This is a genomic window from Rhizobium sp. P1_E6, assembly GCF_056405875.1.
The window spans coordinates 1-9,909 of the sequence record NZ_JBFUBG010000141.1; the positions used below are offsets into that span (position 1 = coordinate 1).

General features: G+C 59.3%; 9 protein-coding genes. 1 reads left to right on the forward strand and 8 read right to left on the reverse strand.

Annotated elements, in window-relative coordinates:
- The 6 genes from AC1D35_RS33245 to AC1D35_RS33270 all read right to left on the reverse strand — a co-directional run.
- Positions 1–390: DUF5996 family protein (locus tag AC1D35_RS33245; protein ID WP_477942098.1), on the reverse strand; the 390-nt coding region annotated here is incomplete at its 3' end.
- Between the two features lie 91 nt (positions 391–481).
- On the reverse strand, positions 482–1,417 hold the full coding sequence (locus tag AC1D35_RS33250) for a pirin family protein (RefSeq protein ID WP_477942100.1): 936 nt from the start codon (positions 1,415–1,417) through the stop codon (positions 482–484).
- A gap of 125 nt (positions 1,418–1,542) precedes the next feature.
- Complete coding sequence (locus tag AC1D35_RS33255) at positions 1,543–2,466, reverse strand: LysR family transcriptional regulator (protein ID WP_477942102.1); 924 nt, start codon at positions 2,464–2,466, stop codon at positions 1,543–1,545.
- Between the two features lie 20 nt (positions 2,467–2,486).
- The gene (locus tag AC1D35_RS33260; protein ID WP_477942104.1) at positions 2,487–3,536 is read right to left on the reverse strand and encodes an LLM class flavin-dependent oxidoreductase; all 1,050 of its coding nucleotides are present in this window, start codon (positions 3,534–3,536) and stop codon (positions 2,487–2,489) included.
- Between the two features lie 793 nt (positions 3,537–4,329).
- Complete coding sequence (locus AC1D35_RS33265) at positions 4,330–6,111, reverse strand: monovalent cation:proton antiporter-2 (CPA2) family protein (RefSeq protein ID WP_477942106.1); 1,782 nt, start codon at positions 6,109–6,111, stop codon at positions 4,330–4,332.
- Positions 6,112–6,442: 331 nt separating this feature from the next.
- Positions 6,443–7,336 (reverse strand): AraC family transcriptional regulator, encoded by an 894-nt coding sequence (locus tag AC1D35_RS33270; RefSeq protein ID WP_477942114.1) that lies wholly within the window; start codon positions 7,334–7,336, stop codon positions 6,443–6,445.
- 145 nt (positions 7,337–7,481) lie between these two features.
- On the opposite strand from AC1D35_RS33270, the gene AC1D35_RS33275 reads away from it, so the two are divergent.
- Positions 7,482–8,222 (forward strand): SDR family NAD(P)-dependent oxidoreductase, encoded by a 741-nt coding sequence (locus tag AC1D35_RS33275; protein ID WP_477942108.1) that lies wholly within the window; start codon positions 7,482–7,484, stop codon positions 8,220–8,222.
- Between the two features lie 199 nt (positions 8,223–8,421).
- Here the strand turns inward: AC1D35_RS33275 and AC1D35_RS33280 are convergent, their stop codons facing one another.
- Positions 8,422–8,790, reverse strand: coding sequence for an antibiotic biosynthesis monooxygenase family protein (locus AC1D35_RS33280; RefSeq protein ID WP_477942110.1), 369 nt, complete (start codon positions 8,788–8,790; stop codon positions 8,422–8,424).
- A gap of 28 nt (positions 8,791–8,818) precedes the next feature.
- The gene (locus AC1D35_RS33285) at positions 8,819–9,808 is read right to left on the reverse strand and encodes a zinc-dependent alcohol dehydrogenase family protein (protein WP_477942112.1); all 990 of its coding nucleotides are present in this window, start codon (positions 9,806–9,808) and stop codon (positions 8,819–8,821) included.
- Positions 9,809–9,909: the final 101 nt, after the last annotated feature.

Below are 9,909 nucleotides of genomic sequence, written 5' to 3' on the forward strand. Positions count from 1 at the left end.
GTCCTCAACGAACGGCACGGGCTCAGGCACTTCATTTGGCTGGCCATGGAAGTCCGGCCTGCCGCCGAGTTCGGAGACCAGATGAGTGAAATTGGCATGGAACTCGGCGACCGTAGATGTTTCCAGCGCAAAAGAGGCCCGACGTCCGTCGCCGTTCGTACCGACGACCGCATGGTCGTGAAAGTCGAACACGATCTCGATGCCGGGGCCATCGGGTATCGGGGAGGATGTCAGACCGGAAGGGGTAACGTAAAAAGTCGCGTTCCAGGAATGGTTGAGCCACGGTGTGTGAGCCAGCCGATATTTGCCGACGACCTGCAGGTAGAGGTGCAGGGCGGAACACGTTTCGCGCCAACTGAGGTAGTCGAGGCGTGGCCATTTGTTGCTCATTTTGCTTTCTCCATTTTCTGTCGAAACACGCGAGGCCGTGAATGCCGTCCCGGATCTGGTCAATCGCGCGGACGCGATCGCGCTACCGTTGTCAGTCCGGAAGCGGTATATGCTCGTCCCGATCATCGACCGGAAGATCGAACCGTCCCTTGCCCCAGTTTTGTGCGCGCCATTCCGCCTTGGCCTCCTCGATGCGGTCCTTTGACGACGCAACGAAATTCCACCAGACGTAGCGCGGCCCTGTAAGCGTCGCGCCACCGAGGATCATCAGCCGCGCGCCTCGCTCACCCGCCGCGACGGTAATCTTGTCGCCGGTGCGGAACACCATCATCTGCGGCGCCTCGAACTCCTGGCCCGCGATCGAAATCGAACCTTCGACGATATAGATGCCTCTGTCCTCGTGATTGTCCGGCAAAGGAAGGCGGCTTCCAGGGTCCAGCGCCACATCGGCGTAGAACGTTTCCGAGAACATGGTGGCGGGCGCAGTCTGGCCATAGGCGTTGCCCAGGATAAGCCGTACGGAAGCGCCACAATCCTCGATGACCGGCAACGCCTCCCTGCCATGGTGTTCGAACGTCGGCTCCATGTCCTCGCGGCTTTCGGGCAGAGCCAACCAGGTCTGGATCCCGAACAGGCTGTTCGGCCCGGTTCGGGCCGTTGCCGACGTGCGCTCCGAATGCGACACGCCGCGCCCTGCGACCATCCAGTTCAGCTCACCCGGGCGGATGATCTGGTCGGCTCCGGTGCTGTCGCGGTGGTGAAAGTCGCCGCGATACAGATAGGTGACTGTGCCAAGGCCGATATGCGGATGCGGCCGGACATCAATACCCTGACCTGTCAGGAGTTCGGCCGGCCCTGCCTGATCGAAGAAGATGAATGGTCCGACCATCTGTCGCTTCGGGGCCGGAAGGGCACGCCGCACCTCGAAGCCGCCAATGTCGCGGGCGCGCGGAATGATAAGGGTTTCGATCGCGTCGATACTCACCTCGTCAGGGCAACCCGGTTCGATTGCGGGGTTCCAGCTCATGTGGGTCACCTTTCCAGTTTGGCGATTTATATAGCGTGACGTGCTTCGGCTGCTGCTTTGTCCTGGCGGATCTCATCTTACTCGGGTCGCTCACCTTCAGGCGAGTTGCGCACTCGGTGAGCTGTTCAGACAACAGGTGGAATTATCGGGGCTGCAAGATCAATTTTTGCACGCGACGGATCCCGAAGCCTTTCGAAGGATGCGATCAGAAATTCGGAGAGGATACGCACCTTGCGCGGTGGATGCGGGCCGGACGGCCTCACAACATAAACATCCCCGACGGGAAGCGGAAAGCGGGTCATGATCGGAACGAGCGCGCCGGACGCAAGATACGGATGGGTCACACAATCCGGAAGCCATGCGATGCCAAGCCCTGCGGCCGCGGCGCTCGCGATCGCCGCGCCGTTGTTGGAACTGAAGCGACCCTGTGGCTGCACGGTGATGATCCTGTCGCCTTCCAGGAACCGCCAGACCTCGGCACCCAACAAAGCCTGGTGGGTTGCGATTTCGCCCGGCGTTTGAGGTGCCCCATGCGCACTGATATAGTCCGGGCTCGCAACGAGTTTGCCATAGATCTCGCCCACCCGCTTGGCGATCACGCTGGAGTCACGCAGCGCCCCGACCCGGATCGCGCAATCGAACCCGTCCGCAACCAGATCGACGAAGCGATCGCTATATTCGGCATGGATCTGAAGCTGCGGGTGTTGGCGCGCCATTTCGGTAAGCACGGATGCGAAGTGCATCGGACCCGATGTTAGCGGAACGGCAACTCTCAACCGTCCGCGAAGGTCGCCTTCGGGTAAAATCGTTTCGCGTGCAATGTCTATTTCGGTGCAGGTTTTTGCCGCGTAGTCGCGAAACGTGGCACCCGCCTCGGTCAGGCCGGCGCCACGGGTGGTGCGCGCAAGAAGTTGGACACCGAGTTCTACCTCCAGCCTGGCGAGCCGCCGACTGACCATCGACTTCGAAATCCCCAATCGGCGCGCCGCGGGCGATACACCCCGGGAATCGGCCACTTCGACAAAGGTCCGCAGATCTTCAATGTCCATTCGAGGTCCCCGTGTTGCTATCAGGCCGAGGTATCAGCCCGATGTGCTGCTCTGACGATCGGCGCCACTTCAGTGCCCAGGAGTTCTATTGATCGTTTCATCGCTCTCGTGTCGCGAGCGGCTGTGCTCATCTGGAAGGTGATGCGTGATACGCCACCCAATATCTCACTGGCCTGCAGCATCTTGGCCGCCACCGTCTTCGGATCACCGACCAGGAATGCACCCTCTGGGCCGGCCATAATTTCGAACTGCTGCCGCGTCGGCGGCGACCATCCGCGCTCTCGACCGATATTCGTTGTCAGATGCGCCCAGCCAGGGAAAAAGGTGTCCCTTGCGGCAGCATTGGTTTCGCTGACGAAGCCCATCGCATGAATACCGATCTTGAGCATCTCGGGTCTGTGTCCTGCGCGCTTCCCAGCCTCGCGATAAAGATCGACAAGCGGGCGGAAGCGTTCGAAGCCTCCGCCTATGATCGCGACCATCAGCGGAAGGCCGAGCGCACCGGCGCGGGCAAAGGACTGCGGCGTGCCGCCGACGCCGATCCATATCGGCAGGTGCTGTTGATGGGGACGTGGATAGACGCCTTGTCCGCTGAGCGACGGACGGAAACGTCCTTCCCAGGTGACATTGGTCGACTCCTGCAGAGCAAGCAACAGATCGAGCTTTTCGGCAAAAAGGTCGTCGTAGTCGCGCGTGTCCAGGCCGAACAGGGGGTAAGCTTCGACGAACGACCCGCGACCTGCAACGATTTCCGCACGGCCCCTGGATATGAGATCAAGGGTTGCGAATTCCTGAAAAACCCGCACAGGGTCGGCGGCACTCAAGATCGTTACCGCGCTCGTCAATCTGATCTGGCTGGTCCGGGCCGCTGCAGCAGCCAGTATGATCGTCGGCGCGGAGTCGAGAAACTCTCCGCGGTGATGTTCACCGATACCGAACACGTCCAACCCAACGCGGTCCGCCACTTCGACTTCCTCGAGCAGCTGCGCCATGCGCACTGTAGCCGACGGAACCTGACCGGTCGCCGGATCAGGAAGAATAGCTGCAAAACTGTCGATACCGATTTCCATTATGTCCTTCGAAAACTTGTGTGGCGGCAGTGGTGAATGATGCACTGGCTCGCCATGATGGCGCGCGCAAACTTCGCTGAGCGCGCAGGAATTCTTGCCGGCATCGCCCGATGCTTTTCATCAAACTGCATTTGCGATCATTACCGGTATGGTCGGCAGGTTGACGACAGAATGCACGATCACGATGCCGCCACTTGCGCTCATTGGCTGAATATCCTGTGGGTTCGGATGTCTCCGGATAACTCAACACAAGCGAGGATTGAGAGGGTAGTGAACCCGTGGCCACTATCAATACCAGCGCCTTGTCGTGCGGCGCGCACCGAAAGCCGCAAACGAGCGCATACGAAGGAAAAAGCCAAGATCAAGCCCGCCATGCAACCGAGGCCCTTGAGCGCAGCGAGAACAAGGCCAGCACAACAGGGCGAATGTCCACCCGAACGAGAAGGAGCCCGACGCTGATCGCCAAAACTGACAGCCACGCGGGAGCGGCACTTATCTCCGGCCGACCTGGGTCCGCGGGCACTGTCTTTATGTTCAAGCTTCTTCTCCATGCAGCGACGGCCGGCGACACGGATAGTGTCATCTGAGCATCTTGTGCGGTAGTGCTCGTTCCTGCGAAGCTGTGTCGCGAAATGGGGAACGCCATTTGCAACTTGTCTCCATGCCCAGGCGTTCATGCAGGGCAAGGAGGCATGGCAGCTTCGGGATGAGTAGGTTGCCGCAGGAGCGCGCTTGGCACGAATGATCTCAAACGCGCCACCGTCGGCCATTGTTCAAGGACTTGGACAGGGCCTCAATGTATCGACGTCGGGTAGGTTTCTTTGGGGGGCTTGGTCAAGGGTTCCGGAACCGGTTGGATGTGAAGACGGTTGCGGCCGGACATGGCGTCTCCCTGTACCTGCTCCGCTAGACGCTCGTCGTCCCGTTGGCGAATATCTTCGGCTGCCTCCTCGATATCGAGGTCACCATATCCCAACGCACGCAAGCCCTCGGCTCCCATCAGGTACGCAGACTCGACAGTCTCGCGGATCTGATAGTCCACGCCGGCGCGGATCAATTCCACCGCATGTCCGCGATCATGGCTTCGCACGAGAAGCTTCGCTTGCGGAAACTCATGCTGTGCCAGTTCCACGATCTGCAGCGCGGCTTTCGGGTCATCGATGCAGATCATCAGGGCATCGGCGGAGCCGGCACCGGAATGGCGCAGGGTATCGAGCCTGGTCCCGTCGCCGAAAAAGACCTTGAACCCGAACCGTCCCGCCTCGCGGATCCGGTCGGGATCTGCGTCGATCACGGAGAGGCTGACGCCCCTGGAAAGCAGCAGCTGCGAAGCGATCTGGCCGAACCGGCCGAAACCGATCATGAGCACCGTTCCACTCAGACCGCGAGCGGCGTCTACGCCGTGCATCGACGTCTCGTTTCTCAACAGTCGGTCCGCCGCGATCATGAGGAGAGGCGTCAGAGCCATCGAAAAGATCACTACGGTGGTAAACAGCGCGTTTTCGCGAGCATCGATCACGCCGCCCGTGGTCGCGGCAGCATAAAGGACGAAGGCGAATTCGCCTCCCTGCAGAAACATCGAGGTACGGTGCAGAGCCTGGTGACTGGAACTGCCGAACACGCGCGCGACCGCATAAACGACGACACCCTTTGCGATCGTGAATGCGACCAGTATGGAGACGAGAAGCCACCATTCCGCAGCAACGACGGAAAGATCGAGAGACATCCCGACAGCCAGGAAGAACAGGCCCATTAGCAGACCGCGAAACGGTTCGATATCGCTTTCGATTTGATGCCGGTAGCTGGAGCTCGACAGCATGACGCCGGCGAGGAACGCGCCCATCGCCATGGAGAGGCCAACCAACTCCATCAAAAGCGCTGCTCCCAGAACCACCAGCAGCGCTCCCGCGGTCATCACCTCGCGAGTTCGCGCGCGTGCCAGCAAGGCAAACAACGGATTGAGCCCCCATCTCGATACACCCAGAAGCACGAACAACGCGCCCAATGCCAGCAGAACCTCCACCCAGCCGGGGTGCCCTTGCGACAGAGGCGACAGGAAAGCGACAACTGCCAGAAGCGGGACGATCATGAGATCCTCGAAGAGAAGGATCGAGACCGATTTCTGCCCTTCTACACCCGAGATCTCGCCGCGATGCTGGAGGGCCGACATGATGACAGCCGTCGAGGAGAGGACAAAACCTGCTCCGGCGACAAAGGCTACCGGGCCGGGCAGTCCGAAGACCAGCATGCCCGTCAGTGCAAGGCCCGCGATCGCCAGGGCGACCTGGACGAGCCCCAGACCGAAGATCTGACCAGCCATGGCCAACAGCTTTTGAGGGCGCAATTCCAGTCCGATCACGAACAGGAACATCACCACCCCGAGTTCGGAGAAATGCAGTATGGACAGGGCGTCGGCAAACAGGCCGAGCACCGAAGGTCCGACAAGCACACCGGCAGCAAAGTAGCCCAGGACCGAACCGAGGCCGAGCCGCCGGAACAAGGGCACCGCGACGACAGCCGCTCCCATCAGGACGATCGCAGGTCCGATCGTCTGCCCCAAGCTCGCTTCAGCCATTCATTCGCCTTTCGATTTAACATTGACCGACGGGTACCAGCCGATGTGGCGATTTTGCCCTCTTGTCGCGCTGTAATTCGACAAGCAGGCGACAACGCTATGGCGGGTCTCATTCAAGCCAGACCGCCGTCTTCACGTGCTGGTCTTCGCCGCCTGTTTCCAGATAGCGTTGCGGAGATTGCCTTGATAGCCGCCTGGATTGCAAAAGTCTGTCGCACGCAGAGGAACGCAAGACCGCCAGTTGCTGCGGTGAACCTCTGCAAACAAATGAAACTGGCTCTGATCAGAAAGCGAGGCCGTAATGAGCGCCCGAAGCTGCCGGGCTAAAGTGTTAGCGTCGTAAGTCAGCGATTGGCGGGCTGCCGAACATGCTTTTGTACTCCCGGCTGAACTGCGATGGGCTGACGTAGCCTACCTCGTAAGCGACATGCGACACGCTGGCCGAACCGCTTGCAAGGAGTTTTCGAGCTTCCAGAAGACGGATATGGCGTTGAAAAGCAAGCGGGCTGAACCCCGTCACAGCCTTGAAGTGTCTATGAAACGAAGTGACGCTCATTCCCGCCGAGGCTGCCAGATCGCGAATATTGACGGGCTCGCGATGATTGGTAGCAAGCCAATCTGCCGCCGTCTTGAGCTGCAGGAACCGCTCGTTTCGCTGACCGATCTGATGGATCGTATCGCCCATCGTACTCTGGAGCAGGCGGTAGTAGAGTTCAGTCTCATAATGCAGCCCGAGCATGCCGATATCGTCCGGAGCGTGCAAGAGCCCGACAAGCCGAGCCAAGGGTTCGCCCAACGGGCCGTCCAGGTCCCCCGCTGCCACCGCGCAGGTCCAGCGATCCTCACGTTTGGGCATATTGAGCATGACGCGCGTAAGCAAATCCGTATCAAGGTGAAGGCTGATCGCAACGTAGGGCAGATCCGGCGTGGCGGCGGTGAACTGATGAATAAAGGGCAGACCAAAGGAAGATGCCGCGCAAGCGCCCGCCGTCAGCTCGAAGCGATTGGCGCCGATGATCAGCACCTTTGTCCCACGCAGGACAGCGTAGAACATGGGTTCAAATACGGCTGGCGTGGGTAAAGTCATTACCGTGCTCGACCAGACAGTCAGACGCGGAACAGGCGTTGCAATTGCGGCAGTTCCGATGCGTCCGGCCACAAGAGGGGCGACGTCGTTAAGCAAGCGATCCGTTACGTTCTCGGGGAGGCTCATGCCTCGCGGCATGACATATTTGGTAGGATCAGGCAAGTCTTCGGTGCGATCGTAGATGTTGGTTTCGGCGTAACCGCTTATCTACGGGCCGGAAGGGAACAGACTACCTTCCGGCCCAAGCCCGGGCCTCCGCAACCATACAGCATCAGGATGTAACATGATTGATCTCAAGGGAAAGCGCGCCCTCGTCACCGGCGGGTCGCGCGGTATTGGCGCCGCAATCGCGCTTGTGTTGGCCGAGAACGGCGCCGACGTGGCGATCACATACAATAAGTCGCCTGAGCGTGCCGGCGACGTCGTCGCTTCGATCGAAAAGCTGGGCCGCCGTGCGCTCGCCGTAAAAGCCGACAGTGCGGAAGCGGACGCTGCCGAGCGGGCCGTTGCTGAGACTGTCGAAAAGCTGGGTGGCCTAGACATTTTGGTGAACAGTGCGGCCATCGGACTGGCCGGACCAATTGCGGACCTCGACCTGGACCAATTTCAGGCTCTTATGGACATTAATGTGCGTGCTCCTGTCGCCTTTTCGAAAGCTGCTATCCCCCACCTCACCAAGGGTGGCCGTATCATTTCGATCGGTTCGGCGCTTGGTGAGCGCGTCCCATTTCCGGGTGTGACCGCCTATGCTATGTCGAAGTCGGCTTTAAATTCGTTCACGCGGGGCCTTTCTCGGGAACTTGGGCCACAAGGCATTACCGTCAACCTGGTCTCGCCAGGATCAACCGACACCGAGGCGAATCCGGCAGACGGTGCGGGTGCCGATTTCCAACGGAGCCTCTCGTCAATCGGGCGTTTTTCAGATCCCCGCGAGATCGCGGGTGTTGTCGCATTTCTGGCGAGCCCCGGCTCAGATATGATCACGGGCTCAACCGTTACTGTAGACGGAGGCGCGAACGCTTGAGCAATGCCGCGACCCGGCTGCTTACGCTGACGTCCAGCCGAAGACTTTGATCGCCCGGGAAGCGGATATCTTGGAGGCACAGGTTGAAGACGCGCCCCTGGCAAACGCGGCGCGGCTTCCAACCGCCAATCCCAGTGACACCGAGATTTGCGTTCCGGAAATGGGTGGCTGTCAAACGACCTGACAACCACCCAATAGTTTAAAGCCGCAAATTCCTTGTCCTACCGGCGTTGCCCTTACCAACGGCACTATCCAGGTCATCAGGTTCGCTTGCGGTAAAAGTTGCACCTTCGATATGATAGACCTGCGGTTCCGCTGAAAAATATTCCTGCAAGCCCATCATGAACGTCCGATGGTCTTCGCTCGCTTCGAAGACGGGTGTGTGATCCTCGAGTGAACGCCATCGCACGATCAGGTGGAATAGTTCGGGTGTTTCGATTCCCTGCGCCAGAACGTGACCGCGATAACCCTGCGCGCGGCTAAGTAGCGGAACAACTTCGGCGAATGCTTGTCTGAACGTTTCAGTATGCTCCTTGTAAACGGGTAGCTGAGCGATCTCGTAAATCATGGCTGCACCTTTGAAGTGAGTTGGAGCGTTAGGAACTTGCACGCGCAGTGTCAGCCGATGGGTCGACTGCAATCACGATTTTGCCCCGGACACCGTTGTTGGGGGTCTCGAGCCGCGCGTGGGCGAGAGGAATGTCAGCGAGTTTATAGACAGCGCCAATGTGCGGTCGTAGCTGACCACGCTCCACCAATGTGCTCAGTTCATCAAGCTTGCCGCGGTTTTGTCTTGTGAAAACGAAGTGAATACTCGCGTTCTTGCCCCATGATTCGATGAGGTTCTGCGGCTGTGCGATGTCCACGATCGTGACAACGCGGCCAAGTTGTGCGAGCGCGTCCGGGCTTCGGGTCAACGTGTCGCCACCAATCGTGTCAAACACGACATCGACGCCGCGGCCACCCGTTTCCCGCATTATAACGCTGACATAATCTTCTTTCCGGTAGTCGATGACGACGTCCGCGCCGGCACTTCGTGCAAATTCGAAGTTATCTTCCCGTACTGTCGTGAATACCTTCGCCCCTATGGCCTTCGCGAGCTGTATCGCCACATGACCGACCCCTCCTGCGCCGCCATGGATCAGAATGCTTTCCCCGACTCTCAAAGCAGCACGCACAACCAGGGCCTCCCACGCCGTCCCGCCAACAAGGCTCAGGCTTGCTGCTTCGAGATGGCTTAGCGAGGAGGGTTTCCTTCCGATGATGCTTTCGTTCGCAACGTGGTATTCGGCATAGCTTCCCGGCCCGTCAAATATTTGCGGGGTGTACCAGACTTCGTCTCCTGGAGAGAACATCGTCACGCCTGGTCCGACTGCTTCGACAACTCCGGATACGTCATGACCGGTGATGGCCGGAAGTGGTACCAGATCGCGATAGTCGCCGCGCCGGACCTGGAAATCCAAGGGATTGATCGACGTTGCATATACGCGCACCAGGACCTGTCCCGCATGCGGGACAGGCTTTGGAACGTCGCAAAGTTCGAACGATTCCGGCCCACCAAAAGAGTTAAGTGTCATCGCTTTCATTGCAGGTCCTCGTTTCTAGAAAAAGGAATATAGGGAAATCTCGATATAATGCTGTAAATGATCACAGTTCTTTCCCTATGATTTCGGCAAGAGCCCTGATG

Bases quoted from the DNA above. Each gene is read 5' to 3' on its own strand.
- AC1D35_RS33265 (WP_477942106.1), bottom strand. From the start codon at position 6,111: ATGGCTGAAGCGAGCTTGGGGCAGACGATCGGACCTGCGATCGTCCTG.
- AC1D35_RS33285 (WP_477942112.1), bottom strand. From the start codon at position 9,808: ATGAAAGCGATGACACTTAACTCTTTTGGTGGGCCGGAATCGTTCGAA.
- AC1D35_RS33270 (WP_477942114.1), bottom strand. From the start codon at position 7,336: ATGCCGCGAGGCATGAGCCTCCCCGAGAACGTAACGGATCGCTTGCTT.
- AC1D35_RS33250 (WP_477942100.1), bottom strand. From the start codon at position 1,417: ATGAGCTGGAACCCCGCAATCGAACCGGGTTGCCCTGACGAGGTGAGT.
- AC1D35_RS33275 (WP_477942108.1), top strand. From the start codon at position 7,482: ATGATTGATCTCAAGGGAAAGCGCGCCCTCGTCACCGGCGGGTCGCGC.
- AC1D35_RS33260 (WP_477942104.1), bottom strand. From the start codon at position 3,536: ATGGAAATCGGTATCGACAGTTTTGCAGCTATTCTTCCTGATCCGGCG.
- AC1D35_RS33255 (WP_477942102.1), bottom strand. From the start codon at position 2,466: ATGGACATTGAAGATCTGCGGACCTTTGTCGAAGTGGCCGATTCCCGG.
- AC1D35_RS33280 (WP_477942110.1), bottom strand. From the start codon at position 8,790: ATGATTTACGAGATCGCTCAGCTACCCGTTTACAAGGAGCATACTGAA.